A 26,334-nucleotide genomic window follows, 5' to 3' on the forward strand; every position below is an offset into this window, starting at 1 on the left:
GACGACGAAAAAAGTTGTACGGGTGGTGCGGGTGGGAAAACAAAACCACCCGCACCACACCCAACCGTCAGCCGATGGACGTACCGGTAGCCGACAGTGCCTCCGTCACCGGCTGGAAGAACGTCTCCCCACCAGAGGTGCAGTCACCACTACCCCCCGACGTCAGCCCGATCGCGTTGCTCCCCGAGAACAGCGACCCGCCACTGTCCCCCGGCTCCGCACACACGTCCGTCTGGATCAGCCCGTTGACGATGTCCCCGTTGCCGTAGTTCACGGTGGCGTCCAGCCCGGTGACGGTCCCGCTGTGCACCTGGGTGGTCGACCCGCTCCGGGTCACCTTCATCCCGACCGTCGCGGAAGCCGCCCCCGTGATCGCCTGCGCGGACCCGTTGTAGAGGTCCACCTCGCTCGGGTGGTCGACGGACGCGGTGTACTTGACGAGCCCGTAGTCGTTGTCCGGGAAGCTCGACACCTCGTTGGTGCCGATCTGCGTGCCGCTCGAGTCGGACCAGGTGGAGATCGCCTCGGTGCAGTGCCCGGCGGTGAGGAAGTACGCCTCGCCGCCCTTGGTGACGTTGAACCCGAGCGAACACCGCCCGCCGCTGCCGGTGATCGCGTCGCCACCGGCGATGAAGGGCTTGAACTCCCCCTTCGTGCGCTGGAGTTCCGCCGTCGCCCCGAGCCCGTCGACGACCTTCGTGAGCTTGGCCCACTCGGCGTCGGAGACCGTCCGGTCGGCGGTGACGACGACCTTGTTGGTGGTCGGGTCGGTCGCCCAGGACGTGCCCGGGACGGTCGCGTCGTCCTTGAGCGTGGTGCGGGCGCTTCTGAGCTCGGCGAGGGAGTTCTCCACGACCCGGGCCTTGGCCCCGGCCTCCTCGACGACCGAGGCCGCGGCCTCGTCGAGGACGTTGACGACGAGCGCCTTGCTCTTCGCGTCGTAGTACGTTCCCGCCGCGTCGGCGCCGAGTTCCTTGTCGAGCGACGAGGCGAGGTTTCCGGCCGCGAGGGCGGAAAGGACCTTCGGCGTGGGGTCGTTCGCGGGCTCGCTGGCGTTCGCAGTCTGGAAGGTGACTCCCGCGGCGACCAGTGCGGCGATACCCGCACCTGCCACGGCGGCCCGCCGCCTGGGTATGCGTCGGTGCTTCAACTCGCGTCCTCCTGTGGGGGGTCGGCCCGGTCGGTTGTGGGGACCTCGTGGGCCGGAAGGCTGGTTGACGAGCGCCTACTCTTCCGAACCCCACAGGGAGTGCACAAGGTTGACTTCCGGACGCGCGTAGAACGCGGTTGCGCGCCCCCTTGGACTTGACCGCGAACAGTCAGGCCAGGGAAATTCACACTGCAAACACTACGAGCGAGTAACTCTCCACCAGCCCGTGAGGTCTAGTCCTGTCTTGAATTCGACCCTTCCGGGTCCGGATCCAAGCGGGGCTGGGGAGCCGGAAGTTGCTCCTGCACCGGTTGCGCGACCGGTGGCGGCGCCGCGACCCCCTGCTGCGCCTTCTCCAGGAACCGCAGCAGCTCCACCGGGAACGGCAGCACCAGCGTCGAGTTCTTCTCCGCCGCCACCGCCACCACCGTCTGCAGCAGCCGCAGTTGCAGCGCCGCCGGCTGCTCGGACATCTCCTTGGCCGCCTCGGCGAGCTTCTTCGACGCCTGGAGCTCGGCGTCGGCGTTGATGACCCGGGCCCGCCGCTCCCGGTCGGCCTCGGCCTGCCGGGCCATGGAGCGCTTCATGGTCTCGGGCAGGGAGACGTCCTTGATCTCGACGCGGTCGATGGTGACGCCCCACTCCACGGCCGGGCTGTCGATCATCAACTCCAGCCCCTGGTTGAGCTTTTCGCGGTTGGAGAGCAGGTCGTCCAGCTCGCTCTTGCCGATGATCGACCGCAGCGAGGTCTGCGCCATCTGCGAGACCGCGAACTTGTAGTCCTCGACCCGTACGACCGCCTCGGCCGGCGCGGTCACCCTGAAGTAGACGACGGCGTCGACCCGTACCGTGACGTTGTCCCGGGTGATGCCCTCCTGCGCGGGCACCGGCATCGTCACGATCTGCATGTTGACCTTCCGGAGCTTGTCGATGCCCGGAACGATCATCGTGAACCCCGGCCCGCGCACTTCCGGGCGGAGCTTGCCGAGGCGGAACACCACGCCTCGTTCGTACTGTTTGACGACCCGCGCCGCGGCCATCGCGTACACCGCTCCGGCGGACACGAGGGTCACTCCCGCCGCCACCAGCTCCTCGACCATCACGGCCCCCAGGGTCCGTCGTGGGCGTCCACAGGGAGTACTGCCTGTGGTCCGAAGGTAACTCCGCCGCCCGACCAAGGGGGAGCCCCCGTACGCGGGCAGCGCACGGGGGCTCGTGAACGCGGGGTGACTACCGGCCGGGGCCTGGTAGCCGTGTGCCGGGGTCTAGTAGACGTGCACCCCGTACGCGCTCAGCGCCTCGGTGACCGGCTGGAAGAACGTCGTGCCGCCGGAGGAGCAGTTGCCGCTGCCACCGGAGGTCAGGCCGTAGGCGACGGAGCCGCCGTAGAGCGGGCCGCCGGAGTCGCCGGGCTCGGCGCAGACCGTGGTCTGGATCAGGCCGTAGACGATGTCGCCGCTGCCGTAGTTGACGGTCGCGTTGAGAGCGGTGACCCGGCCGCTGTGCGTGCCGGTGGTGGAGCCGCGGCGGTACACCGTGGTGCCGACGGAGGGCGTGGCGGCGCTGGCGATGTCCTGGCTGCCCACGGCGCCCGACTTGGTGACCGACGAGTTCGTGTAGCGCACGATGCCGTAGTCGTTGCCCGGGAAGCTGGAGCCTGCGGTGGTGCCGAGCGTGGTCGAGTGGGACGAGTTCGACCACCAGGTGCCCGCCCCGTCGGTGCAGTGACCGGCGGTCAGGAAGTAGTAGTTCCCGCTGTTGTCCTGGACGTTGAAGCCCAGCGAGCAGCGCCAGCTACTCGCATAGATGGCGTCGCCGCCGGAGATCAGCTTCTGGAACTTGCCCGGTGTCTTCTTGATCGTCAGCGCGCCGGCGTCGGCGCCGGCCTGCCGCTTGATCTTGGCGATCTCCGCCTTGGAGACCGTGCTGTCGACGGTGACGACGACACGGTTGGTCTTGCTGTCGACCGCCCAGGCGGTGCCCGGGATGTCGGCCTTGAGCACCGAGTTGCTGGCGCTCTTGAGCTGGGTGGTGCTGAAGGTGGACACGTCCGATGCGCTCGCGTTGGGGATCGCGATCGCGGCGGCGGCCACGAGTCCGGTGGAAACGGCGATCAGCCGGGTCCGTCTCGTAATGCCGCTGGGGGTGGTGCGCTTGATCCTCACTTGTCGTTCCTCCACAGGGGAAGTCGGGGGCCCGCGTGGGGTCGGGGCCCGTGAGGCGCAGCCAGGGGCCCGTATGTCCGGATTCCGAACAAGCCGTGCCCCTGACAAGCGCTGGGGGGAGTATTCGGCCGAACGACCGGTAGACGCAAGGGCGCCTTTCGGCCGTCAACCTGTGAATCACCCATGTGCCGGCCAAGACTTGGCCAATCCCTCAGAGCAGGTTCCGCTCCCCCGCCTCGACGGCGACGTCCAGGGTGTTCCCGGGCGGCGGGAACGGGCAGATGAAGTGGTCGGCGAAGGCGCAGGGCGGCAGCAGCGCCCGGTTGAAGTCGACCATCGTACGCCCCTCGGCGTCCGGCGCGGCGGGCCGCAGGAACCGGAATCGGAAGCTGCTCGTCCCGTTCGTCGTATCGCCGAAAACAGCCCACAGCGAGCCGTCCGCCTCGACCGTCACCTGGAGCGTGCGGTCCCGCCCGTCGAGGGTGAACGCCAGCTCCCCGCCGAGCCCGAGACCGCGCTCCCGGCCGTCGGCGTTCGGCACGCGTACGGTGCGGTCCTCGTCGTACGGCGTGAAGCGCCCGGGCACCGACCAGCGCGGGTCGTAGGGCGTGGCCTCGATGCCGCGGAAGGCGCGGCGCGCCTCGGAAGCGGGGTCGAAGTCCCGTACGCCCCACACCCCTTCGCGGACCAGCACCACCAACTGCCGTTCGCCGAGCGCCAGGGGGCCCTCGTCCGCGGTGAGCCGCGTCTCACCGCTCACCGGCCGCCCGTCCAAGGTCAGTCCGTCGGCCTCGTCGGCCGTCAGCAGCACCGCGTCGCGGTCGATCCGCCAGGTCCCGGGGATGTCCGGAAGCCGACCGTCCGGATAGTCCTCCAGCCAGTGCGTGCCGGTGAGCGAGAGCGGCCCGTAGGGCGCGGACACCGACTCGACACGCTCCTCGTGCCACTGCTTCCACGCGTCGAACGCGTCCGAGGTCATCTTGGTCAGCCTTTCTGTTCCGGTTCTGCGAGCCCGAGGTGGGAGCGCAGGGTGCTGCCCTCGTATTCCGTGCGGAACACCCCGCGCTCCTGGAGCAGCGGCACCACCCGGTCCACGAACTCGTCGAGTCCGCCGGGGGTGAGGTGCGGTACGAGGATGAAGCCGTCGGCGGCGTCGGCCTGCACGAACGCGTCGAGCTCGGCGGCGACCGCCTGCGGGGTGCCGACGAAGGACTGCCGGCCGCCCGCCTCGATGACGGTCTCCCGGATCGACAGCCCCTTCTCCTCGGCCAGCGCCCGCCACTTCTCCGCGATCGCGACCGTGTCGCCGCGCCGGGTCCGCCCCTGGGTGATGCCGGAGTCCGGCACGGGGTCGAAGTCGGGGAGCGGTCCGTCGGGGTCGTACGCGGACAGGTCGGCGCCCCAGATCTGCTCCAGGGTGAGCAACGCCGTCTGCGGGGAGGTCTGTTGGCGCCGGATCTCGGCGGCCCTCTCCTGGGCGTCGGCCGGGGTGTCGCCCAGGACGACGGAGACGCCGGGCAGGATCTTCAGATCGCCGTGCGCGCGCCCGTACGTGGCGAGCCGCCTCTTCACATCGGCGTAGAAGGCCTTCCCCGCCGCCAGCGAGCTCTGCCTCGTGAAGACCACGTCGGCGGTGGACGCCGCGAACTCCCGGCCCTCGTCGGAGTCCCCGGCCTGGATGACCACCGGGTGTCCCTGCGGGGAGCGCGGCACGGTGAACTCGCCCGCTATGTCGAAGTGCCGGCCCCGGTGCGCGAACGGCCGGGGTACCCCCTCCGGCGTCCAGGAGTCCCACAACTCCCGTGCCGTGGCGACGAATTCGGCGGCCCGGGTGTAGCGGTCGGCGCGGTCGAGGAAGCCGCCGCGCCGGAAGTTCTCGCCGGTGAAGGCGTCGGAGGAGGTCACCACGTTCCAGGCGGCCCGGCCCCCGCTGAGATGGTCGAGGGTGGCCAGCCGGCGGGCCAGCTCGTAGGGCTCGTTGAAGGTCGCGTTGACCGTCGCGGCAAGCCCGAGCCGTTCGGTGACGGCGGCGAGCGCGTTCAGCACGGTGAGGGACTCCGGGCGGCCGACGACGTCCAAGTCGTGGATACGGCCCTTGTGTTCGCGCAGCCGCAGCCCTTCCGCGAGGAAGAAGAAGTCGAACAGGCCGCGCTCGGCGGTGCGGGCGAGGTGCTCGAAGGAGGAGAACTCGATCTGCGACCTCGACCGCGGATCGGCCCATACGGTGGTGTTGTTGACGCCCGGGAAGTGGGCGGCGAGATGGATCTGCTTCGTCATGAGGCGTCCCCCGCGCTCGCGTACTGGTTGGCGGGTCGCGCCAGACCCAGGTGGTCCCGGAGCGTGCTGCCCGGGTAGAACGTGCGGAACAGGCCCCGGTGCTGGAGCAGCGGAACCGTGCCGTTGACGAGCCGCTCCAGGTCGCGGCGCGGCGCGGCGGGCGTGAGGTGGAAGCCGTCGACGGCACCGGACCCGTGCCAGGAGGCGATCAGCTCGGCGAGGTCGACGGGCCCGCCCCGGTACAGCGGGCCCTGCGCGGTCTGCCGGGGCCCTCCGCCACCATGGCCGGGCTCGGCCGCGTGCTCGCCGTCGCCGAGGTCGGCGAGGAGGCTCGCGAAGACCCGCAGCTCGTCCGGGTTCCGGCCGAACCGGGCGGCGTCCTCGCGGAGTTGGTCCCGTACGGCACCGGCCTGCGCGGCGTTCGCCACCCGCACCAGCGCCACGTCGGCGTACCGGGCGGCGGTGCGCCGGGCGAACCCCTCGGTCGCGTCGACGACCCGGACGGGGTGGCCCTGCGGGGGCCGGGGCACGATCGAGGGGCCCTTGACCGAGAAGCCCGAGCCCGCGAAGTCGACGTGGTGCAGCTTGTGCCGGTCGATGAAGCGGCCGGTCGGCACGTCCCGGATCTCGGCGCCGTCCTCCCAGCTGTCCCACAACCGCGCGGCCACGTCGGCCACTTCACCGGCCTCCCGCCACAGGTCCTCGGCGGGGGCGGCGTGCCGGCGGCCGAAGAGCCGGGCCTCGCCCTCGGTGGTGGAGACGTCGAGCCGCCAGCCCGCCCGGCCCCGGCTGACCCAGTCGAGGGTGGCGACGGCGGCCTGCACATGGAAGGGCTCGGTGTGCGTGGTGGTGACGGTCGGGACGAGACCGACGCGGTGGGTGGCGGGCGCCACCCGCGACAGCACGGACAGCGCGTCGAGCCCGGGCCGGGCGAAGGTGTCGTCCAGCGTCACGAAGTCGAGGACGCCGTGCTCGGCGAGGCGGGCCAGGTCGACGTAGGACGCGGCGTCGTACACGGACGGCTGGTCGACGGCGGCGGAGAGATGCAGCATCACAGCACCTCCGGGGAGCCGAAGCTCTTGTGGACGGGCCTGATGTCGACCATGACGGTCATGGGTGGGGTTCCTCGCGAACGTAGTGACGGGGGACTCAGGCCGCGGCACGTCCGGCCGGCGCCCCCAGGAACAGCAGCGCCGCCCGCGCGGTCGCGTCGTTCTGCCGGAAGGCGGGCCCGCCGGTGCGGGGCCGGGTGAAGGCGCCGGGGGTGCGGCCGTCGGTGTAGGGGCCGAGGGCGAAGCGCCGGGGGTGCGGCCGGCCGCTCCGGTCGAGGATCCGCCCGTCGGCGGGGTCGACCCGGAGCAGCCCGTCGGGCGTCTCGGCGGCCCCGTCGGCGTGCAGTTCCCGCAGCAGCGCGTCCCTGGCCCGCCCGACGGTGGGCTCGGGCAGCCGCGCCTCGACCAGCGCCCGCGCCTCGACGAAGGCTCCCGGCACGGTCGCGCTCGTCGCCCGGAACACCCCGCCCTCGGCGCTGACGCTCATGTCGGCGCCGACGAACTTGAGGACACCGGCCCGCGACAGCGCCAGCAGCTGCCGCAGCCGGGGTCCGGGCGGCCCGGAGGCCAGATAGCTGAAGAACCCGTGCCACCAGGGCGGGACGCCACCGAGCCGGATCAACTGCCCGTAGACGGAGAGCAGTCCGAGGAAGACCGCCAGGTCCGGGCTGTACGAGGGATCGTGACGTCTGCTCAGATCCCGCTCCACATATCCGCGAAGCCCTTCCTGGAACTCCTCGTACGACCCGTACCGCACCCCCTCCAGCGGTCGGTCGAGCGCGGTCAGGTCCAGCCGGTCGGCGGGGTCGGGCACGGCGGACGCCACCAGCGCGCGGATCTCCGCCTCGCCCTCGGCCGCCGCGTACTTCTCCTCGAAGTCCGCCCAGGCGCCGGAGGTCCGTTCGGGGTGGACGTCGAACAACCGGTGATAGTGGGCGAACCCCAACTCCTTCTCCACCAGCGGCCACACGTCCCGCCGGAAGTCGAACCCGTCAGGGCGCGCCAGCAGTCGCTCCACCTCGCCGGGCCCGAAGAACCGGGGCAGCGGCGGGCGTTCGCCGGTCCACTCGTACCCGATCTTCGAGTGGTACGGCACTCCGCGCCGCGAGCCGACGTACAGCACCGGCTCCCGCCCCGAGGGCACATAGGTGTCCCCCTCGTACCGTCCGCCGCGCCCCTCGGTGAGGAGCACCATCAGGTCGACGAAGGCCAGCCCGAAGCCGCGCACGAGGACCGGCTCGCCGGGCGCGAGCGCGGACAGGTCGCTGTCGGCGGTGAAGTCGGGCGGGAGGTGGACGAGGCCGTGCGTCTCGGCGTAGGCAGCCAACTCACCTTGATCGGAGTCGAGTTCGGCATCGAGGTGGCCGAGGGAGAGCACCACCAGGTCGGCGAGCAGCGGGCGCGGGCGGCCCTCCAGCCACACCTGCTGACGTCCGTCGCGCGGACCGCTGATCCGCAGGGCGCGTCTCGGGTGGTGGTGGACGCGGACGCCCTCGGGCAGCGCCGCCACCGCCTGCTCGTGCACCCAGCGCAGATAGGCGCCCTGGAGCTGCCGGTCGGCGAAGGTGGCGCCGTCGATGCCGGCCCACTCGTGCAGGGTGGGCCCGGGGCGCACGGGCCCCTCCATGGTCACCGTCTCGTCGGTGAACATGGTGACGTCCTCGGCGTGCGAGTTCATCCAGAGCAGCGGCGACTGCGCCTCCCGCCAGATGCGTCCGGCGCCCGGCGGATACGGGTCCACCAGATGGATGTCGAAGCCTTCGCGAGACAGTTCCGAACCGGCGTACAGCTCGGGTGCGTTGGCGGCGATCCGCTCGATCAGACCGGTCCCCCGCGGCCCGGCCCCGACGATCACCAGCGTGCCCCGGCTCATCGCGCCGTCTCCGAGCGGGTGCCCTTGCGGGTGCCGATCAGCTGATCGAGAAGGCGTTGCGGGACGATCCGCAGGGAAGCCGCGTCCTCGGGTATGTCCGGGGCGGCGGGGGCTTGGGGGAGGGTGTCGGAGGACATGCGGGAGCTCCGTGTGGACGGGCGCCTTCACATACGGCCGAGCCCCTCAGCAGGACCGCGCTTCGAGACTACGGGGCGGTTTCCCCTCACTGTCAAGGCTGTCCACACTGTGAGCGGTACGTCTCAGGTCAGTTGACGCACAACCGGATGCCTGTTCCACTTGGCCCATGCATCCACAGCAGTGGCTGGTCAAGCGCTCCCACATCGACCTCGGTCGCGTGTGGTCGTCTTCCTGTTGAGCTGACCCCCTGCGCGCCCCGAGGACCGGGGCGCCTTTTGCGCATCCCCTGCTCCACCCTCTTCTTTCTCCTTCGCCGCCTTCACACGCGCCTTCCCCTCACCCAGCGCTCTTTCTCGCTCACAGGAGACGTCCCGCCATGCGTACGCCTTCGCGCGCCCGAAACACCTGTGAAGTCGCAGGTGTCTCCGCCGGAACTGAAGAACCAGAGGGTCTCACCCGCGCCCCTGAAGGGGCGCGGGGCTGTGTCGATGTGCGGCTCCGCCGCGTGGGCGCGAGCAACCACAACCCAACCCGCACCCGCACCCGCACCCGCACCCGCACCCGCTAACGCACCATCGCCGCCCGCCTCTTGGGCGCAAGAGACCGAACCCCGATCACCCGATCCATCAACGCCCCCAGAACATCCCGCACAGACCCCCGCTCCCGAGCATCACACTCCAGCACCGGCACCTCGGCCCCCAGACCGAGTGCTTCCCGCACCTCATCCAGTTCGAACCGCTCCGCCCCGTCGAACCGATTCACCGCAAGGACGAACGGCGCCCCCTGCGACTCGAAGTAGTCGACGGCCGGAAAACACTCCTCGATGCGCCGGGTGTCCACGAGGACGACCGTCCCCAGAGCCCCCTCCACCAGGTCGTCCCACAGGAACGAGAACCGGTCCTGCCCGGGCGTCCCGAACAGATAGAGGGCGATCGTCGGATCAAGAGTGATCCTCCCGAAATCCAGCGCCACGGTCGTGGTCGTCTTCGACTCGACCCCGTCGAGCGAATCGACCCCCACGGAGACCTGCGTCATCGCGGCCTCCGTGTCCAGCGGCTCGATCTCCGAAATCGCCCCGATGAAGGTGGTCTTGCCGACGCCGAGCCCACCGCTCACCACGATCTTCACGGCGAGCGGCACGATCCTGTCAGAGCGCCCGGACATGGTCCCTGATCCTTTCGAGCATGTGGAGCGGCAGCTCCTCGGGTTCCCGGCAGTCGAGCCGGCCGGCGACGACGAGGTCGGACACGAGCACCTTGGCGACGCCCAGCGGGATGCCGACCCGCGACGCCACCTCGGCGACCGTCGTCGGCTGCTCGCACACCGCGACGATGTGCCGCCGCTCGAACGTCAGCGACTCGTCGGGTTCACCGACGGCGACGACCAGCGTCTCCAGCCGCAGGTCGGCCTGGAGCGGCTCGGCCCGGCCGCCGGTGATGATGAACGGCCGGACGAACGTCGCGTCCTCAACAGGCTCTACGTCCACGGGCTCTTCGCCGTTCACCGCGGCAACGCCTGCCGCAGATCGGCGATGAGGGTCGGCGTGAGCAGATCGCCCGCCCGCTCCGCGAGGACCGCCATCTCGTAGCCGACGAGCCCCAGTTCACCGCTGCTGTCGGCCAGCACACCCAGACAACTGCCGTCGCGGATCGCGGAGACGAGCAGGAAACCCCGCCCCATCTCGATCATGATGAGTTTGACCCCGTCGAAGCCGTACCGCTTGGACGCGCTGCGCGCCAGGCTGCTGAGCCCCGAGACGATCGCGGAGAGATGGTCGGCCTCGGTCCGCCCGAGCCCGTCGGACACGGCGATCAGCAGCCCGTCGGAGGAGACGGCGACCGCGTCCCGTACCCCGTCGGTGCTCTTGACGAAGTTGGCGAGCAGCCAGTTGAAGGTCTGCGAGTCGTTGTGGGCGTCGACGGCGGTCACTTGGCGTCACCCTCTTTCTGCTCGGCGCCCTTGTGGTCGTCCTTGTCGCCCTCCTTCGCCTTTTCCTTCTCCGCGCTGATCCCGCCCCGCATATGGGCGCTGCGCAGAGTGGAGAGCATCCCGGAGATCTCCTCCGGGCTGCGGTCGGGTGCGGGCTCGGCGGGGGCCGGGCGCTCGGGGCGGTCGGTCTCGCTGACGGCGTCGGAGATGGCGCTGCGCTGCGGTCGCTTGACCAGCCCGTTGCGGGTCCGCGCGGCGGAGGTGCCCTTGCCGCCCGCGGCCTGGTGGCCGGCGTTCTCGGCAGGTTTCGCCTCTGCCTGAACCGTCACCAGCTCCGCGGGGGGAACGTCCACGTCCTTCTCCTTCCGGGGAGCGGGAAGCACCGGCTTGTCGGCGGCCTTGCCCTGCGGAGCCTCCGTGAGCAGCTGCAACGGAATCAGCACCCGGGCGACCACTCCGGCCGCCGGCGCCTCGCCGAGCCGTACCTCGATCCCGCACTTGCGGGCGAGCGCGCCGACCACGAAGTGGCCGAGGAAGCGGGTGGGTTCCGCCATGAAGCTGGCCGTGCCGGACAGCCGTACGTTCGCCTCGGCGAGCGCCTGGTTGTCCATGCCGAGGCCGTTGTCGACGATCGCGACGAGATAGCCGGCGCTGGTGCGCCGCCCCTCGATCTCCACGGCGGAGTCCGGCGGCGAGTAGCTCAGCGCGTTCTCGACCAACTCGGCGAGCAGATGGGCGACCTCGGCGACGACGGCGCCGCTGATGTGCGCGGGTTCGATCCGGCGCAGGTTGACCCGGCGGTACTCCTCGACCTCGGCGAGCGAGGCGCGCAGCACGTCGGTGACGGCCAGCGGGGTGGCCCAGGGGCGAGGGCTGGACTCTCCAGCGAGCACGAGGAGGCTTTCGGCGTTGCGGCGCATCCGCGTGGCGAGGTGGTCCAGTTCGAAGAGGTTGGCGAGGGTGGCCGGGTCGGCGTCCTCGTGCTCCAGCTTGTTGATGAAGCTGATCTGGCGGCGTACCAGGTTCTGGTTGCGGCGGCCGAGGCTGACCAGCGAGTCGGTGGCGTTGCGGCGCAGCACGGCCTGTTCGGTGGCAAGGTCGAAGGCGGCCCGCTGGACGCGGTCGAAGGCCTCGACGACCTCCCGGACCTCGGCGCCCGCCCTGCTGCTCACCGCGAGCGGGGCGGGTGGCTCGGGGCTCTCCCCGGAGTCCACGTCCTGTACGGCGGCGACGGCGCGCGGCAGCCGCTCGCCCGCCACCTCCCGGGCCTGCTGGGCGAGTTCGGCGAGCGGCGCGGACACGGACCGTACACAGTCGAGGGCGAGCGCGCCGAGTGCGGCGACGGTGCCGAGCGCGAGCAGCAGGAACAGCAGCAGGTCGCGCTGGGCGGTGCTCTCCAGGGCGGCGGCGCGGTGCTCGACGTCGGCGCCGAGGGAGATCTGCACCGCCCGCAGCCCGTTGATGGTCGAGGTCGCGGTGTCCCACCAGTCCATTGGGGGGATGCTGGAGGAACTCAGCTTCGAGCCGCCGTGCACGGCGACGCTCTCGTACGCCAGCATGCGCTCCGCGTCCGGAGTGGTCAGGGCCTCGTTCACGCGCCGTTCCTGGTCGGCGGTCGCCGAGCGCGGGAAGGCGGCGAGGGCGGCCTGACGCCCCGCACGGATCTGCATGAAGCGGCTGTAGTCGTCACCGCGGAAGCGGCCGCCGGACGCGCGCACCGAGCCGAGCACGATGGCGCGCTCCTCACCGGTGAACTCCTTGGCGTTACCGAGGACCTGGAGCGCCTGGTAGGCGTCGCGCAGAGTGCCGTCGCGCACCGCGTCGAGGCCGAGATCGAGCCGGTCGAGGACGGTGATGGTGGTGGTGAAGTAGTTGAAGGTGTCCTTCACGACGCCGGTCCCGTCGTCGGCGTGCCCACGGATGCCCGCGAGGCCGCCGAGCCGTCCGAGGGACTCGCGCACGGAGTCGGCGGCCGCGTCGTCGCGCCCCTCCAGTGCCCTGTCGAGCGCCGCGCGGGCGGTGTCGGTGGCCTTGCGCTGGGCGGGCAGCTTGGCCTTGAACTGCCCGACCCCGCCCACGTATCCAGTGGTGAGTCCGCGCTCCTTCTGCAGCTCGTGGACCAGGCCCTGGAGAGTGATCTCCAGCCGTGCGTTCTTGTCGGTGGCCGATGCGTTGCGATAGGCGGAGATCTGCTCGGCGGCCGCGACGCCGAGCAGCGTGAGCAGGACCGCTAGGGCGAGGATCAGGATCCGCAGCAGCCTGGTGCGAATGGTGGTGGTCGCTTTTGCTGTGACGTCCACTGAAGTGCCTTATGTGGGTGGCGAGTCGGGACAGAGGCAGAAATGGTTCTGCTTCCGCCCAACGACCTCACGGGGGCACCGGTCACCAGATCATCTTCTTCTTTTACGTTGTGGACACAGGATCTTCGGAAAGCGCCAGGTGGCCACTTCGCGCGGCGCATTCCGTATACGACGCCTGCGGTACCGGATCAGCAGTCGCAGCCGCAGTCGCAGCAGTCGCACCCGTCACAGCAGTCGCCGCAGCCATTGCAGCCGTCACAGCAATCGCAACAGTCGTCGCAGTCATTGCACAGGCCCTCCTTGCGCTCACGGCTCCACGGGTCCTCGTACTCTCCGCAGCACAGCTGGCACGTGCAGGCCATCCCGACCCACACCGCACAGCCCGCGAGCAGCCCTCGCCGTTCACGCCGGGGCGGCGCCCCGTGCGCGCAGGAGGCCGCACCGAAGGCGCGGTCGACGGAGGTACGCAGTTCGTGCACGAGCAGCCGGTGGGCGAGCCCGCTGTCGGCGAACTCCACCTCACTCAGTGCGAGCCGGATCCCGCGCAGGGCGTCGTCGGCGAGCCGCCGGGCCTCTGCAAGGGGGGTTCCGGTGGCGGTGAGCGGGTTCCAGGCACCCGACGCCGCGTCAGTTTCCCGGTCCTCCACGGCGTCCAGCAGATGCGCGAGCCGTCCGAAGAGCCGCCCGGCCTCGGCGAGCGGGGCCGCGTTGCCGGGCCGTCCGGCCAGCACGGCCGTGTGCGCGAAGGCGGCGGCGGTCGCGGTCTCGGTCGGCTCGGTGACGGTCAGGATCGGCGTGCCCGGCCCCGCGAGCGTCTCGATGCCGAGCTGCCGGTCGACCGCGTCGACGAGCACGGCGGTGTCGAACCCGACCGCCGACCCGCTGCGGGCCCCCGCCGCACCCCAGCTCGACGCCACCCGGCGCGCCGCGAGCGCGACCGGCTTGCGGGCCAGCAGCCCGTCCCCGTCTGCGACATGGTCCCGGACCTTGGCCGAGGCGAGCACCAGCGAGACGGCGGCGGAGAGCCGCGCCCCCTCACCGTCGGCGACGGACGCGGTACGCATTCCGCGCAGCGGGCAGGGCCCCGCCGTACGCCGTCCACCACCGCCCGCCGACGTCTGAGCCTCCGTCAGAACCGATATCAGCAGCCCGTCGTAGTTGGTGACGATCCGCGCGAACTGCCCGTGGTCCTTGCGCAGCGCGAGACACAGCCCGCACAGATGCGCCATCCACTGGGTCTTGAGATGCTCACCGAGCCGATGGCGGCAGGGCCTGACGATTCCGAACATGGCGATCCCCCGTGGTGCGTACGACGTTCAGCGGCGGCATCGTATCGATCGCGCCCGACCGCCTCGTTCACCCGTACGCTCCGTGCCTCACCCATACGCCGCGAAGAATCATATTTCACTCACAGTCAGCAGCCGTATGGGAAACGACCCTTGGGGCACCCGGGCTCTGTACGGATTCGCTGTGCACCAGTACCGTCACAAACCCCCCGCGCGGCGTCTATCCACTTGGCGCGACGTCCGCATCATGGATGACCATAGGGATGCGGAAAGCAAAACAGACCGCTGTGAGAGGAGGCGTCCATGGGATCGGTGCGCAAGGCGAGTGCCTGGCTGGGCCTCGTTGACGACAACGATGACGAGCGTTACTACGACGACGACGGATACTCCGAAGGGACCGAGGCCGGGGATGCCTGGGTCACCGACCCCCGGGTCAAGGTGGCTTCGGACGTGGCCGAGGAGAAGGGCCGTCGGATCGGGACGGTCACCCCGGACAGCTTCCGGGACGCGCGCGCCATCGGCGAGCTCTTCCGGGACGGGGTTCCCGTCATCATGAACCTGACGGCGATGGAGGCGGCCGACGCGAAGCGCGTCGTCGACTTCGCGGCCGGCCTGATCTTCGGACTGCGCGGTTCGATCGAGCGTGTCTCGACCCGCGTGTTCCTGCTGACCCCCGCCAACACGGAGATCGTGAACGGCGACCCGGCCGCGCACCGCACGGACGGTTTCTTCAACCAGAGCTGAGGCAGGGCCGCTCACCGGCCCTGCCCCGCGCAGGGTTCACCGGAAGGCATCCAACCCGGTGAGCGCCTTGCCCAGTACCAGTTGGTGCATCTCGACGGTCCCCTCGTACGTCAGCACCGACTCCAGATTCGTCGCATGCCGCATGACGGGGTATTCGAGGGAGATCCCGTTGGCACCGAGGATGGTCCGCGAGGTCCGGCAGATCTCGATGGCCTCACGCACGTTGTTGAGCTTGCCGAAGCTGACCTGCTCGGGACGCAGGCGGCCGGCATCCATGCGCCGCCCCAGATGATGGGCGAGCAGAATCCCCTTGTGCAGTTCGACCGCCATGTCGGCGAGCTTGGCCTGGGTCAGCTGGAACCCGCCGATGGGCCGCCCGAACTGCTCTCGCGTCTTCGCGTACTCGACCGCGGTCTCGAAGCAGCTCCGCGCCGCCCCCATCGCGCCCCACACGATCCCGTACCGCGCGTGCGACAGACAGCTCAGCGGCCCCTTGAGCCCGACGACCTCCGGCAGCACGGCGTCCGCGGGCAGCCGTACGTCGTCGAGCACCAGCTCACTGGTCACGGACGCCCGCAGCGACCACTTGTGCTTGATCTCGGGCGCGGAGAACCCGGCTGAGTCGGTCGGCACGACGAACCCGCGAATACCTTCGTCCGTCTGCGCCCATACGACGGCGACCCCGGCGACCGCCCCGTTGGTGATCCACATCTTCCGCCCGTTGAGCACCCAGTCGGTGCCGTCGCGCTTCGCATACGTCCGCATGGACGCGGGGTCGGACCCGTGGTCGGGCTCGGTCAGCCCGAAGCAGCCGATGACCTCACCGGCGGCCATGCGGGGCAGCCAGGTCTGCTTCTGCTCCTCGCTGCCGAAGCGGTGGATGGCGTACATGGCGAGGGACCCCTGCACGGAGACGAGGGAGCGGATCCCGGAGTCGGCGGCCTCCAGCTCCAGACAGGCGAGCCCGTACTGCACCGCGCTGGCCCCGGCACACCCGTACCCGTCCAGCGACATCCCGAGCGCCCCGATCCCGCCGAGCTCCCGGGCGAGCTCCCGAATCCCGGGCAGCTCCCCGCTCTCGTACCACTCGGCGACATACGGCAGCACGCGATCCGCGGCCCAGGCGCGCACGGTGTCCCGGACGGCGAGGTCCTCGGGCTCCAGCAGATCATCGATGCCGAGGGGATCGGCGGGATCGAACGGCGGCAGCTTCGAGGCCCCAGACATGACAACACCCTCCGACACAGAAAACTAGCACCGCTAGTCAGGACTGGTGCTCGACGTTACCCGCAGCCGCCAACGACGCGAAACCCCCACAGGAAACGCCCACCCTCCAGCCGACAGTCACGGGCGGTGCGCGGGTGGGAGAACTACGCAGAGACGCGGGACTCCATCACGTCCCGGGGCGCAGGCACCTCGACCTGCACCGCCTCGCACTGCATCACCCGCGGCAACCGCAACGCCATCACCGCCCCCAGCAGCAACAACCCCGCACTCACCAGCAACGTCACATGCAGCCCGTGCACAAAACAGTCCCGAGCCGTCCGACGCAGGGCCTCCCCGGCGGACCCACCCAACCGCCCGGCCACCTCGTACGCCTCGCCCAGCGAATGCCCCGCCGCGGCAGAAGCCGACGCCGGCACCCCCTGCACGGACGACAGCCCAGGCGTGTACGCCGCGTTCATCACACTGCCGAGCAGCGCGATGCCGATCCCGGCGCCCAGCTGGTACGACGTCTCCCCGATCGCCGCCGCCCCACCCGCCTGCTCCGGCGGAGCCTCGCTCAGCATCGACTCGTACGCCCCGAACAGCGTCGTCTCCAGACCGAAGCCCAGCAGCACGAACCCGAACAACAGCAACGGCGCGTTGTCCTCGCCGCCCATCCCGAGCAGCGTCAGCACCGCGACGGCCGTCAGACAGAACCCGAAGCACACCATCCGCCGCGGCCCGAACCGCCGCAGCATCCGCGCCCCGGCAAGTCCGGACGCCATCGCGGCGACGGTCAACGGCAGCAGCCGCAGCCCCGTCTCCAGCGGGGAGAGCCCCAGCACCAGCTGGAGGTACTGCGCCGCGATCAGCTCCAGGCCCACCAGGGCCAGCATCGCCAGCACGATGCAGCAGACGGAGGTGGAGAACGCGGGCCGCGCGAACATCCGCAGGTCCACCAGCGGATGCGTCCGGCGCCTTTGTCGTCGTACGAAAAGAACCAGCAGCACCGCGCCCACCACCAGCGGCACCGCGGTGATCTCGTCGATCTCTCCGCCGCCGAGGCGCTTCACGCCCAGCACGACCCCGAACAGCCCGGCCGCGGCCATCAGTGCGCCGACCACATCCCACGGACCCTGGCCGCTGCCCTTCGACTCGGGCAGCAGCAACCGCCCGACCGGCAGGCTCACCAGCATGAGCGGGATGTTGACCAGGAAGACCGAGCCCCACCAGAAGTGTTCGAGGAGGAAGCCGCCGAGCAGCGGGCCGACCGCCGCGCCGACTGCGGCCACCGCGCTCCAGATGCCGATGGCGAGGGCCCGCTCGCGCCGGTCGGGGAAGACCTGGCGGAGGATCGACAGCGTCGCGGGCATGATCATCGCGCCGCCGACCCCGAGCAGCGCCCGCGCGAGGATCAGCACCTGCGCGTTGTCGGCGAGGGCGGCCACCCCGGAGGCGACGCCGAAGAGGGCGTACCCGAGCAGGAGGACGCGTCTGCGGCCGACCTTGTCACCGAGCGTGCCGAAGAGGATCAGCAGCGAGGCGCAGACGAGGGGGTAGACGTCGACGATCCAGAGCAGCTCTATCGCGCCGGGCCTGAGGTCCTCGGTGACGGCGGGGACCGCCACATGCAGCACGGTCGCGTCGACCGCGACCAGGAGCAGGCTCACACAGAGGACGACGAGGACGACCCAGCGGTTGGCACCGGCCCCGGCCGCCCGACGGCGCAGCGCTGCGGCGGCCGTGGTCGTCCCGGACATGTACGTACCTCCCAGATGTTCCCTCGCGTTCGGCGGGCACACGGGGTGGGGACTCCCCGTGATCTCGGCCGGAGGAGCGGTGGTTCTCCGGCCCGCGCAACGAAGGCGAGTGACACGTCAGCGTACGCGAGTTCGCGTCTCGGCCAAGTGGTGGACCTCTCACACTCCGCGGAGAACTCGTGTGGCGTACGCCACTCTCCCTCACTCCCGAACACGCCCCTGCGGCGCTCGCGGTTCACCGGGCGTTCAATAATCGGGCCCGTGACCGATCTTGAGACGCGCGCGGCGGCCCCCCGGAACGCCTTGCGCCGCGCGGCCCCGGCCCTCTTCGGGTACGCGGCCGTCCGCGCCCTGGGCCTGCTCACGCTGGCCCTGTGGAGCGCGGCGCGCGACAAGAGCGCGTACACGCTGCTGACGGCACGCTGGGACGCCCTCTGGTACACGAGGGTCGCCGAGCTGGGGTACGGCTACGAGGTCCGCCTCCCCAACGGCGACGTGCACTCGAACCTCGCCTTCTTCCCGCTCCTCCCGTGGCTGGAGCGGGGCATCGCGGCGGTGACACCGCTGTCGTACGCCGACGCCGGCTTCGTCGTCAGCCTGCTCGCCTCGCTCGCCGCGGCCTGGGGGATCTTCGCGGTCGCGGACCATGTCTACGGGCGCCGGGCCGGGGTCTGTGCCGTGCTGGTCTGGGCGGTGCTGCCGGTCGGGATCGTGCAGTCGATGGCGTACAGCGAGTCGCTGTTCACCGCGCTCGCCGCCTGGTCGCTGTACGCCGTCCTGACGGGCCGCTGGCTGACGGCGGGCGCCCTGGCGGCGCTGGCCGGCCTGACCCGGCCGGTGGGGCTGGCGGTGGTCGCGGCGGTGTGGGTGACGGGCATCGCCGCCTTCCTACGAGACCGGGCCACCGCCCGCACTCCCTCATTCGTGCGGGACCGGGCCGCCTCCCGAGCTCCCTCGTTCGTGCGGGACCGAAGCGCGGCCGCCGCGCAGAGCGCACCGGAGACGCCCCGCGCCCCCTCCCCCACCGGCGACGGGCCGGCAGGGGGCGCGCCGGCCTGGCGCCGCGCCCTCGGCATGCTCCTCGCCCCCCTCGGCGCCGCCGGCTACGTCCTGTGGGTCGGCCACCGCACCGGCAAGGGCCCCCTCGGCTATCTCGACGTCCAGGCGGGCTGGCGCAACGGCTTCGACGGCGGCTACGCCTTCGCCCGCTTCGTCGCCGACAAGTTCACGTCGTTCCCCTCGGCTCTCGCCGGCGTCGGTCTGATCGTCGGGGTCGGGCTGGTGGTGTGGCTGTACGTCGTCTGCGTACGCCAGGGCCAGCCGCTGCCGCTCCTGGTGTACGCCGGTGTCGTCACCGCCCTCGCGCTGTGCGCGTCGAGTTACTTCGGCTCGAAACCACGCCTGCTGCTGCCCGCCTTCCCGCTGCTGCTGCCCCTCGCCCTGGCCCTGGCCCGGTCGCGGACGTCCCGGGCGGCCCTGGTGGTGGCCGGCGTGGCCCTGGCCTCGGCGGTCTACGGGGCGTTCTGGCTGAACGGCTCGGGCCCGCCATGATCGACTCGCGGCGCCCGATGAGCGCCGGGAGAATTCCGCCCCATGATTCGGTGAACGAATTCATAAGCGCCAATAAACCGGAACCCGGAATGATCAAAGGAATTGAAGGGGTGGGCGGGACCCGATAGTGGATTCCTCGGAAATAAACCTCTTCCTGAGAGGAATCCCACATCACATCGTCATCACAAAGCCGTGGATTCGACCGGGAACTGAGCTCACTCGCTGTAACGTCGATTGGGTGCGTACCGAACGAAACCTCACCCGTCTGGACCGGGTGTTCGCCAGGCTGGACCGAGAGCCGGAACGACCGGCGCATCTCGACGTGCCGCGGATGTCCCGGCACCGGGTCGCGCTGCTCGCCGGAACGCTGCTGTTCTACCTGGCGATCGTGTGGCTCGTGGTGGACACGTCGTGGCTGGTCCGGCTGGACTGGCAGGTCATGTTCTTCCGGCCGTACCAGCAGTGGTCGGAGATCCACTGGTTCGTGGACTACTACGTGGTGCTCGGCCAGCGCGGCCCGACCGCGGTGATGGTCGCGGCCTGGCTGGGCTGGCGCTCCTGGCGGCAGCACACCCTGCGCCCGCTGCTCACCCTCGGTGCCTCGCTGCTCCTGCTGAACATCACGGTGGGCGCCGCCAAGCTCGGCATGGGCCGCCTCGGACCGCACTACGCGACCACCATCGGCTCGAACGAGATGGGTCTGGGCGGCGATATATTTCCCAGCGGCCACACCGCGAACGCCGTGGTGACCTGGGGAATCCTGGCCTATCTGGCCTCCACCCCGAGAGCCCGCAGATGGCTGTCCGCCGTCTCCGCGGTGACCTCGCTCGGCGTCGGCCTCGCCACCGTCTACCTCGGTACGCACTGGCTGAGCGACGTCATGCTCGGCTGGACCGCGGGTCTGCTGGTCCTGCTGGCCCTGCCCTGGTGCGAGCCCCTCATCACCCGCGCCGAGACGGCCATCTTCGACCTGCGCGACCGCTGGCGGGCCCGCCGCGCGGTCCCCACGGCCGTCAAGCCGGTCGAGGTCCCGGTACCCCTCAAGCCGCGCACCACGCCGCAGAGCGAGCCCGCGGCCCGCTCCGGCCGGGCGCCCGCCTACCTGGCCCCGGGCCCGCACACGACCCGCTCGGAGCGCACCCCGGTCACCCCGGTCGGCCCGCGCCGGCCACCCCATCCCGACCGCGTCGCACGCGGCACAGCCTCGGCGGCCCGCCCCCTGACAGGCGGATAGGCCACCGGCGGACAGCGGGGACGGTACGCACACACCCACCCCGCAGCGACGGCCCCCACTCCTCACCGAGTGGGGGCCGTCGTCGTGGCTCAGCCTTTCCCGTCGTCGTGGGTCAGCCTTTCCCGTCGTCGTGGGTCAGCCCTTCCAGGAGCGCGCCACGCGCCCGTCCTTCACCTCGAAGTTCAGGCGACCGCTGCGGTACTCCATCGTGATGATCGCTCCGGGCGGCAGCGAGCGGACCGTCGACCAGCCCTTCTCGCGCGCGAGCCGCTCGGCGCGGCCCTGCTCCAGACCTACATAGGCGTCCGGGTTGTCGTGGGGTTCGGCGGGCGGTGTCGGTATCGGTGCCATACGGCCACGCTAGGCTACTGATCCGGCTCCGGTCACGCTTCTGTCACAAGATCCCGACAGTCGTTTCCCCGGGTTCGCTTCACACGTACGAGCGGTTCCCTAGGCCTTCCGCGCGTAATCGAACGTAATTCCCGCGTGTCGCGGACGCTCCTCGAATAGCGAGACGGAAAGGTTCCGGGAGATGTACCTCCGGGGCCTTTCCATTCCGATTCGGCACGGGGCCACGGAAGCTGACGCCACATAGGAAAACACGCTTCCCGCACAGAACCCACGCAGCCCCCTGTCGCGGTGCGCGGCGACGCGAGCATCATGACGGCTACCCGGGACGCGACGAGCGAAGGGGCGAGCGAGCGATGGGTACCGAGACCGTGCAGACGACGGTGCGACCCGTGCGGCGCAGGAACCACGGCCGGGTCGTCGTCGACTGGCTGACCACCACCGACCACAAGAAGATCGGTCATCTCTACCTGATCACGTCGTTCGTGTTCTTCCTGGCCGGCGGCGTGATGGCGCTGCTGATGCGCGCCGAACTCGCCCGGCCGGGGCTGCAGCTCCTCGACAACGAGCAGTTCAACCAGTTGTTCACGATGCACGGCACGATCATGCTGCTCCTCTTCGCGACGCCGAGCTTCGCGGGCTTCGCCAACGAGCTGATGCCGCTTCAGATCGGCGCGCCGGACGTGGCCTTCCCGCGGCTGAACATGCTGTCGTACTGGTTCTTCCTGTTCGGCGGGCTGATCGTGATGGGCTCGCTGCTGGTGCCGTCCGGGCCTGCCGCCTTCGGCTGGTTCGCCTACGCGCCGCTCAACAGCATGGAACGCTCGCCGGGCGTCGGCCCCGACCTGTGGATCATGGGGCTCGCGCTGGCCGGCTTCGGCACGATCCTCGGCGCGGTCAACTTCATCACCACGATCATCGGGATGCGGGCGCCCGGCATGACGATGTTCCGGATGCCGATCTTCACCTGGAACACGCTGTTCACGTCGATCCTGATCCTGATGGCGTTCCCGGTGCTGGCGGCGGCGCTGCTGGTCCTTGAGGCGGATCGCCGGTTCGGCTCGCAGGTGTTCGCGTCGGCCAACGGCGGGGCGCTGCTGTGGCAGCACCTGTTCTGGTTCTTCGGGCACCCCGAGGTCTACATCATCGCGCTGCCGTTCTTCGGGATCATCACGGAGATCCTGCCGGTCTTCAGCCGCAAGCCGCTGTTCGGCTATCTGACGCTGGTCGGCGCGACGATGGCGATCACCGGTCTGTCGATCGTGGTGTGGGCGCACCACATGTTCGTCACGGGCGCGGTGCTGCTGCCGTTCTTCTCGTTCATGACGTTCCTCATCGCCGTGCCGACGGGCGTGAAGTTCTTCAACTGGATCGGCACCATGATGAAGGGCTCGCTGTCCTTCGAGACGCCGATGCTGTGGGCGTGCGGCTTCCTGGTGACGTTCCTGTTCGGCGGTCTGACCGGGGTGATCCTGGCGTCACCCCCGCTGGACTTCCATGTCTCCGACTCGTACTTCGTCGTCGCCCACTTCCATTACGTCGTGTTCGGCACGGTCGTCTTCGCGATCTTCGGCGGCTTCTACTTCTGGTGGCCCAAGTTCACCGGCAAGATGCTCGACGAGCGGCTCGGGAAGATCCAGTTCTGGACGCTGTTCGTCGGTTTCCACACCACGTTCCTGGTGCAGCACTGGCTGGGCGCGGAGGGCATGCCGCGCCGGTACGCCGACTATCTCGCCGCCGACGGGTTCACCGCCCTCAACACGATCTCGACGATCGGCGCGTTCCTGCTCGGCATCTCGACGCTGCCGTTCCTCTACAACGTGTGGAAGACCGCCAAGTACGGCGAGAAGGTCGACACCGACGACCCCTGGGGCTACGGCCGTTCGCTGGAGTGGGCGACGGCCTGCCCGCCCCCGCGGCACAACTTCACGGCGCTGCCGCGGATCCGCTCCGAGTCCCCTGCGTTCGATCTGCACCATCCCGAGTACGCGGCGCAGACTCCGCAGCCCGAGCCAGAGAGCGAGCAAGCCGGCCGTGGGCCGTCCTGATCGCCTCGGTCAGCTCGGCGGGCTCCAGCACCTCGAACTCGAAGCCGGTCATCATCACGTGAATGACCATCACGTCGAGGCTGGCGGCCCCGGTGCGCAGGATGCAGGCGTCGGGTCCGTCCGCCTCCAGCTGTCCCGCGCTCGGTGAGATCCGCTCGGCGGCCTCCTCGACGGGCACCAGCAGCCGGACGACGGCATGGGCGGCGTACGCGCGCGTGGAGACGCCTCGGGAGACGTACGCGGCGAGGTCGTCGGCGGGCGGGGTGCGCGGGGCGAAACGGGGGCCGTGCGGCGGCTTGGGGGTGATGCGGTCGACGCGGAAGGTCCGCCAGTCGTCGCGGTCGAGGTCCCAGGCGACCAGGTACCAGCGGCGCTCGGTGCACACCAGGCGGTGCGGTTCGACGGTACGGCGGGTCGGCGTGCCGCCGTGGTCGCTGTACTCGAAGCGCAGCCGCTCGGCGTCCCGGCACAGGTGGGCGAGCTCGGTCAGCACCGCCGGGTCGACGCCGGACGGCTGGGGGCCACGCAGCATCGGCACGGTGAAGGCGTTGAGGGCGCTCACCCGGCGGCGCAGCCGGTTCGGCAGGACCTGCTCCAGCTTGGCGAGGGCCCGGACGGAGGTCTCGCCGATGCCCTCGATGCCCTGCCCGGCGGCCGTGCGCAGGCCGACGGCCACGGCGACGGCCTCGTCGTCGTCAAGGAGCAGCGGCGGCAGCTCGGCGCCGGCGCCCAGCTGGTAGCCGCCGCCGGTGCCGGGGCTGGCGTTGACGGGGTAGCCCAGCTCACGCAGCCGGTCGACGTCCCGGCGCACGGTGCGCGGGGTGACGCCGAGACGGTCGGCGAGATCGGCGCCGGACCATTCGCGGTGGGCCTGGAGGAGCGAGAGCAGGCGTAGGAGTCGTGCCGAGGTCTCCAACATGGGGCCGAGTCTGCCAGCGACCGCGGACAGCCGCTGTCCGCAATGCCTTCTACCGGCCGCAGCGCAGACTGAGGTTGCCGTGCCGGGTCTCGTACGGCACCCGGCCGTCGGCGGCCCGCAGATCCATCAGGCCGGGCATCAGCCGCCGCTCGTCGTCGTCCACGCGCGCGTAGGCGTCCCAGTAGCCCTCCGGCAGTCCGACGCTGCTCGGCAGGGCCGCGCGCAGTCTGCCGTCGGCGACCGGGGTCAGCGGCAGGAACACCTCCTCGTGCCCGTCACGCCGGCGCAGCACGAGGTGGGCGGCGCCGCCCCCTGCGTCCACCGTGACGTCGAAGGTCAGCCCGCCCGCGGAGTCGGCGATGCAGTCGGCCCGCAGGGGTGCCGTCGGCCGAGCCAACGTTGTCATGCGGTACGGATCCTTCCTCGGCTGTACTGCCTCGTCAGACCCGCGACTTTGCCCAATGGTTGCCTTACTGGCGATAGGAAAGCTGGGGCACGTCGAAGCAGGTGTCGTTCATGTCCCCCTGCGAGACCCATCCCTTCCCGTCCTGCCAGCGGGCCACGGACAGACAGGTCCGGCGGGTCTTCGGCGGCTCGGCCAGCCGTTCGAAGCGGACCGGGAGCAGCAGCCCGTCGGCGGTGTAGTCCTCGCTGCGGTTCATGCGGTCGTCGACGCACGCGCGCGTGACGCCGCTCCCGGCCTTCGCACACGCCGTGGCGGCGTCCGTGAACCACATCGCCGCCGCCCAGCCCTCCAGCTGCCACTGGGAGTGGGTTTCCAGGCCCTTGGTGGCGTCCCGGAACTCCCGTACGGCCGCCTGGCCGGTGTCCTCGTAGTTCCGGCTGGAGCCGGTGGCCCACAGGGCGTTGCGGCAGCGCGGGGAGTCCTTGTAGTCGTCGGCGACGGTGGAGGTCCAGTTCTGCACGTTGGTGACCTTGGCGGTGACCTGGACGCCGGCGTCGTCCATCGCCTTGCACAGCTGGGCGTTGCCGTGGGTGTCGACGGCGTCGAACACGAGGTCGACGCCGCGGTCCTTCAGGTCGGCCGCGACGGCACGGAAGTTGGGCAGCGCGAAGTCGACCTGCTCGTCGACCACCTCGTACCCCTCGGCCTTCAGTCCCTGGACGACGAGCCGGGCGTAGGCGGCGGAGGCGGCCTGGTTGTACGAGACGACCGCGGCCGTGCGGGCCCCCTGCTCGCGCTTGAAGTACCGGTAGACCTCGGTGCCGCCGTACTGCCGCCCGTCCCAGCCGGTGGTGCCGTCGCGGGGCGCGAGGCTGCCGTAGATGCCGTAGAGGTGCGGCCAGGTGTCGTAGGCGTTCCCGATGGGCTGGCCGCCGATGTCGGGCACGCGCGCGTGGGAGACGCGGGAGGCGCCCGCGTAGTCGAGGGACGTGGTGGCGACGAGGGCGACGACCTTGTCCTCGTCGATCAGCCGGTGGACGCAGGTGTTGTTGCCGACGCCGCTGCCGCCGTCGTCGCACTCCCGCACCTCGACCGGGCGCCCGTCGATGCCCCCGCGCGCGTTGAGACGGTCGAAGTAGGCCTTGGCGCCGTCTCGGGGCCCGGTGAAGGCGTCGCCGCCGACCGGGCTGGTGACGCTGCTGACGATGCCCACGCGGATGGGGGTCGCCTCCTGGGCCGGGGTGGTCCGGTCGCCACGGTGCTCGAAGTCGCTCTCCGGGAGCCTGCTGCCGCACGCCGCCGTCAGGGCGAGCAGCAGCACCGCGGCCGCGGCCTCAGCAGCCCGGCAGGGCCGACGCCGACGCATTCCCGCTCAACTGGACCAGCGCGCACAGCGTCGTGACCGACACCTTCCAGGTGCCGTCCTGCTCGACCGCCTTCCCGGAGGCGTCCGGCAGGGCCGTGGCGCCGTTCAGGAGGAGGGTGTACGTCACGGTCGCCTCGGTCGGCGAGCTGAACTGCACCTTGGTGACCTGCGCCTCGACCTGTCCGCCGCGGTCGTCGCCGTTGAAGGCAGCCAGGACGGGCGCCATCTTGTCGCCGTTCTCCAGGACGGCCTGCTTCTCCTTGGTGGACGTCTTGGGGTCGAAGAACTTGTGCCAGTTCTCCTTGACCTCCTTCTCGGCCGCCGCCCTGTCGGCCGGCCCGCTCACGGAGGGACTGGCGGGCGCGCTCGTCGTCCTCTCCGGGGTCGGGGTGGGCGGCGGGCTGTCGCTGCCGCCGCCGCTGTCGTCGCTGCAGGCCGTGAGGGACGCGGCGAGGACGAACACCACCGCCACCAGCCCTCGGCTGCCGTTCCCCCATGTGCGGTCGCTCCCGAGAACCATCTGGCTCACCACCGGGTGTCGGTCCGGGCCATGTGCGCCCGGTGCTTTCAGGGTCAGCTTCC

At 70.6% G+C, this 26,334-nt stretch carries 23 protein-coding genes and 1 pseudogene; 4 read left to right on the top strand and 20 right to left on the bottom strand.

Annotation, left to right across the window (positions count from 1 at the left end; genetic code table 11):
- Positions 1-67 precede the first annotated feature (67 nt).
- The 13 genes from CRP56_RS09100 to CRP56_RS09155 all read right to left on the bottom strand — a co-directional run bounded on the left by CRP56_RS09100 (position 68) and on the right by CRP56_RS09155 (position 14,173).
- On the bottom strand, positions 68-1,150 hold the full coding sequence (locus CRP56_RS09100; protein WP_097262055.1) for a S1 family peptidase: 1,083 nt from the start codon (positions 1,148-1,150) through the stop codon (positions 68-70).
- 233 nt (positions 1,151-1,383) lie between these two features.
- Complete coding sequence (locus tag CRP56_RS09105) at positions 1,384-2,250, bottom strand: slipin family protein (protein WP_097262057.1); 867 nt, start codon at positions 2,248-2,250, stop codon at positions 1,384-1,386.
- Positions 2,251-2,415: 165 nt separating this feature from the next.
- Positions 2,416-3,315, bottom strand: a complete 900-nt coding sequence (locus CRP56_RS09110; protein WP_097262059.1) for a S1 family peptidase — start codon at positions 3,313-3,315, stop codon at positions 2,416-2,418.
- 211 nt (positions 3,316-3,526) lie between these two features.
- Positions 3,527-4,294 carry a DUF1684 domain-containing protein gene (locus CRP56_RS09115; RefSeq protein WP_097262061.1) on the bottom strand — a complete coding sequence of 256 codons (768 nt, stop codon included), beginning with the start codon at positions 4,292-4,294 and terminating at the stop codon, positions 3,527-3,529.
- Positions 4,295-4,299: 5 nt separating this feature from the next.
- Entirely contained in the window at positions 4,300-5,592 is a 1,293-nt protein-coding gene (locus tag CRP56_RS09120; RefSeq protein ID WP_097262063.1) for an NtaA/DmoA family FMN-dependent monooxygenase, read from the bottom strand.
- The gene (locus CRP56_RS09125; RefSeq protein ID WP_097262065.1) at positions 5,589-6,644 is read right to left on the bottom strand and encodes an LLM class flavin-dependent oxidoreductase; all 1,056 of its coding nucleotides are present in this window, start codon (positions 6,642-6,644) and stop codon (positions 5,589-5,591) included. Before CRP56_RS09125 ends, CRP56_RS09120 begins: the two co-directional genes overlap by 4 nt.
- 97 nt (positions 6,645-6,741) lie before the next feature.
- A complete protein-coding gene (locus tag CRP56_RS09130) occupies positions 6,742-8,517 on the bottom strand; it encodes an FAD/NAD(P)-binding protein (RefSeq protein ID WP_097262067.1) in 1,776 nt (591 codons plus the stop codon).
- Positions 8,514-8,654, bottom strand: coding sequence for a hypothetical protein (locus CRP56_RS47490; protein ID WP_179850975.1), 141 nt, complete (start codon positions 8,652-8,654; stop codon positions 8,514-8,516). Before CRP56_RS47490 ends, CRP56_RS09130 begins: the two co-directional genes overlap by 4 nt.
- Positions 8,655-9,219: 565 nt before the next feature.
- Positions 9,220-9,819 (bottom strand): GTP-binding protein, encoded by a 600-nt coding sequence (locus CRP56_RS09135; protein WP_097262070.1) that lies wholly within the window; start codon positions 9,817-9,819, stop codon positions 9,220-9,222.
- Complete coding sequence (locus tag CRP56_RS09140; RefSeq protein ID WP_097262073.1) at positions 9,803-10,159, bottom strand: DUF742 domain-containing protein; 357 nt, start codon at positions 10,157-10,159, stop codon at positions 9,803-9,805. The genes CRP56_RS09135 and CRP56_RS09140 overlap by 17 nt, the downstream gene beginning before the upstream one ends.
- Complete coding sequence (locus tag CRP56_RS09145; protein ID WP_097262076.1) at positions 10,156-10,584, bottom strand: roadblock/LC7 domain-containing protein; 429 nt, start codon at positions 10,582-10,584, stop codon at positions 10,156-10,158. Before CRP56_RS09145 ends, CRP56_RS09140 begins: the two co-directional genes overlap by 4 nt.
- On the bottom strand, positions 10,581-12,884 hold the full coding sequence (locus CRP56_RS09150) for a sensor histidine kinase (protein WP_097262078.1): 2,304 nt from the start codon (positions 12,882-12,884) through the stop codon (positions 10,581-10,583). The genes CRP56_RS09145 and CRP56_RS09150 overlap by 4 nt, the downstream gene beginning before the upstream one ends.
- A 188-nt stretch (positions 12,885-13,072) precedes the next feature.
- The gene (locus CRP56_RS09155) at positions 13,073-14,173 is read right to left on the bottom strand and encodes a DUF5685 family protein (RefSeq protein ID WP_097262080.1); all 1,101 of its coding nucleotides are present in this window, start codon (positions 14,171-14,173) and stop codon (positions 13,073-13,075) included.
- A gap of 300 nt (positions 14,174-14,473) precedes the next feature.
- On the opposite strand from CRP56_RS09155, the gene CRP56_RS09160 reads away from it, so the two are divergent.
- Entirely contained in the window at positions 14,474-14,914 is a 441-nt protein-coding gene (locus CRP56_RS09160; protein WP_059196663.1) for a cell division protein SepF, read from the top strand.
- Between the two features lie 36 nt (positions 14,915-14,950).
- On the opposite strand, the gene CRP56_RS09165 is transcribed toward CRP56_RS09160, so the two are convergent.
- Together CRP56_RS09165 and CRP56_RS09170 are read right to left on the bottom strand one after the other, a co-directional pair.
- Entirely contained in the window at positions 14,951-16,141 is a 1,191-nt protein-coding gene (locus tag CRP56_RS09165; RefSeq protein WP_097262082.1) for an acyl-CoA dehydrogenase family protein, read from the bottom strand.
- Positions 16,142-16,284: 143 nt separating this feature from the next.
- Positions 16,285-17,880 (bottom strand): MFS transporter, encoded by a 1,596-nt coding sequence (locus CRP56_RS09170; protein WP_097262084.1) that lies wholly within the window; start codon positions 17,878-17,880, stop codon positions 16,285-16,287.
- A gap of 261 nt (positions 17,881-18,141) precedes the next feature.
- On the opposite strand from CRP56_RS09170, the gene CRP56_RS09175 reads away from it, so the two are divergent.
- Together CRP56_RS09175 and CRP56_RS09180 are read left to right on the top strand one after the other, a co-directional pair.
- On the top strand, positions 18,142-19,431 hold the full coding sequence (locus CRP56_RS09175) for a mannosyltransferase family protein (RefSeq protein WP_097262086.1): 1,290 nt from the start codon (positions 18,142-18,144) through the stop codon (positions 19,429-19,431).
- A gap of 238 nt (positions 19,432-19,669) precedes the next feature.
- Complete coding sequence (locus tag CRP56_RS09180) at positions 19,670-20,665, top strand: phosphatase PAP2 family protein (RefSeq protein ID WP_097262088.1); 996 nt, start codon at positions 19,670-19,672, stop codon at positions 20,663-20,665.
- A gap of 135 nt (positions 20,666-20,800) precedes the next feature.
- Here CRP56_RS09180 and CRP56_RS09185 read toward each other — a convergent pair whose 3' ends face one another.
- On the bottom strand, positions 20,801-21,016 hold the full coding sequence (locus CRP56_RS09185; RefSeq protein ID WP_097262091.1) for an I78 family peptidase inhibitor: 216 nt from the start codon (positions 21,014-21,016) through the stop codon (positions 20,801-20,803).
- Between the two features lie 353 nt (positions 21,017-21,369).
- Here CRP56_RS09185 and ctaD point away from each other — a divergent pair.
- Positions 21,370-22,941, top strand: a pseudogene (gene ctaD / locus CRP56_RS09190) (aa3-type cytochrome oxidase subunit I); the annotation flags it as partial.
- On the opposite strand, the gene CRP56_RS09195 reads toward ctaD, so the two are convergent.
- The 4 genes from CRP56_RS09195 to CRP56_RS09210 all read right to left on the bottom strand — a co-directional run bounded on the left by CRP56_RS09195 (position 22,940) and on the right by CRP56_RS09210 (position 26,272).
- Positions 22,940-23,980, bottom strand: coding sequence for a helix-turn-helix transcriptional regulator (locus CRP56_RS09195; RefSeq protein ID WP_097262093.1), 1,041 nt, complete (start codon positions 23,978-23,980; stop codon positions 22,940-22,942). The pseudogene ctaD and the gene CRP56_RS09195 overlap by 2 nt on opposite strands.
- 49 nt (positions 23,981-24,029) lie before the next feature.
- Positions 24,030-24,386 carry a hypothetical protein gene (locus CRP56_RS09200; RefSeq protein WP_097262096.1) on the bottom strand — a complete coding sequence of 119 codons (357 nt, stop codon included), beginning with the start codon at positions 24,384-24,386 and terminating at the stop codon, positions 24,030-24,032.
- Between the two features lie 64 nt (positions 24,387-24,450).
- On the bottom strand, positions 24,451-25,752 hold the full coding sequence (locus CRP56_RS09205; RefSeq protein ID WP_097262098.1) for an ABC transporter substrate-binding protein: 1,302 nt from the start codon (positions 25,750-25,752) through the stop codon (positions 24,451-24,453).
- On the bottom strand, positions 25,721-26,272 hold the full coding sequence (locus CRP56_RS09210) for a hypothetical protein (RefSeq protein WP_257040351.1): 552 nt from the start codon (positions 26,270-26,272) through the stop codon (positions 25,721-25,723). The genes CRP56_RS09205 and CRP56_RS09210 overlap by 32 nt, the downstream gene beginning before the upstream one ends.
- Positions 26,273-26,334 lie beyond the last annotated feature (62 nt).

This window comes from Streptomyces sp. TLI_55 (genome assembly GCF_900206255.1).
Taxonomy (GTDB): Bacteria; Actinomycetota; Actinomycetes; order Streptomycetales; family Streptomycetaceae; genus Streptomyces; species Streptomyces aquilus.

Coding starts and splice junctions, on each gene's coding strand:
- CRP56_RS09105 (WP_097262057.1), bottom strand. CDS start 2,250: ATGGTCGAGGAGCTGGTGGCGGCGGGAGTGACCCTCGTGTCCGCCGGA.
- CRP56_RS09115 (WP_097262061.1), bottom strand. CDS start 4,294: ATGACCTCGGACGCGTTCGACGCGTGGAAGCAGTGGCACGAGGAGCGT.
- CRP56_RS09120 (WP_097262063.1), bottom strand. CDS start 5,592: ATGACGAAGCAGATCCATCTCGCCGCCCACTTCCCGGGCGTCAACAAC.
- CRP56_RS09125 (WP_097262065.1), bottom strand. CDS start 6,644: ATGCTGCATCTCTCCGCCGCCGTCGACCAGCCGTCCGTGTACGACGCC.
- CRP56_RS09130 (WP_097262067.1), bottom strand. CDS start 8,517: ATGAGCCGGGGCACGCTGGTGATCGTCGGGGCCGGGCCGCGGGGGACC.
- CRP56_RS47490 (WP_179850975.1), bottom strand. CDS start 8,654: ATGTCCTCCGACACCCTCCCCCAAGCCCCCGCCGCCCCGGACATACCC.
- CRP56_RS09135 (WP_097262070.1), bottom strand. CDS start 9,819: ATGTCCGGGCGCTCTGACAGGATCGTGCCGCTCGCCGTGAAGATCGTG.
- CRP56_RS09155 (WP_097262080.1), bottom strand. CDS start 14,173: ATGTTCGGAATCGTCAGGCCCTGCCGCCATCGGCTCGGTGAGCATCTC.
- CRP56_RS09160 (WP_059196663.1), top strand. CDS start 14,474: ATGGGATCGGTGCGCAAGGCGAGTGCCTGGCTGGGCCTCGTTGACGAC.
- CRP56_RS09165 (WP_097262082.1), bottom strand. CDS start 16,141: ATGTCTGGGGCCTCGAAGCTGCCGCCGTTCGATCCCGCCGATCCCCTC.
- CRP56_RS09170 (WP_097262084.1), bottom strand. CDS start 17,880: ATGTCCGGGACGACCACGGCCGCCGCAGCGCTGCGCCGTCGGGCGGCC.
- CRP56_RS09185 (WP_097262091.1), bottom strand. CDS start 21,016: ATGGCACCGATACCGACACCGCCCGCCGAACCCCACGACAACCCGGAC.
- CRP56_RS09195 (WP_097262093.1), bottom strand. CDS start 23,980: ATGTTGGAGACCTCGGCACGACTCCTACGCCTGCTCTCGCTCCTCCAG.
- CRP56_RS09200 (WP_097262096.1), bottom strand. CDS start 24,386: ATGACAACGTTGGCTCGGCCGACGGCACCCCTGCGGGCCGACTGCATC.
- CRP56_RS09205 (WP_097262098.1), bottom strand. CDS start 25,752: ATGCGTCGGCGTCGGCCCTGCCGGGCTGCTGAGGCCGCGGCCGCGGTG.
- CRP56_RS09210 (WP_257040351.1), bottom strand. CDS start 26,272: ATGGTTCTCGGGAGCGACCGCACATGGGGGAACGGCAGCCGAGGGCTG.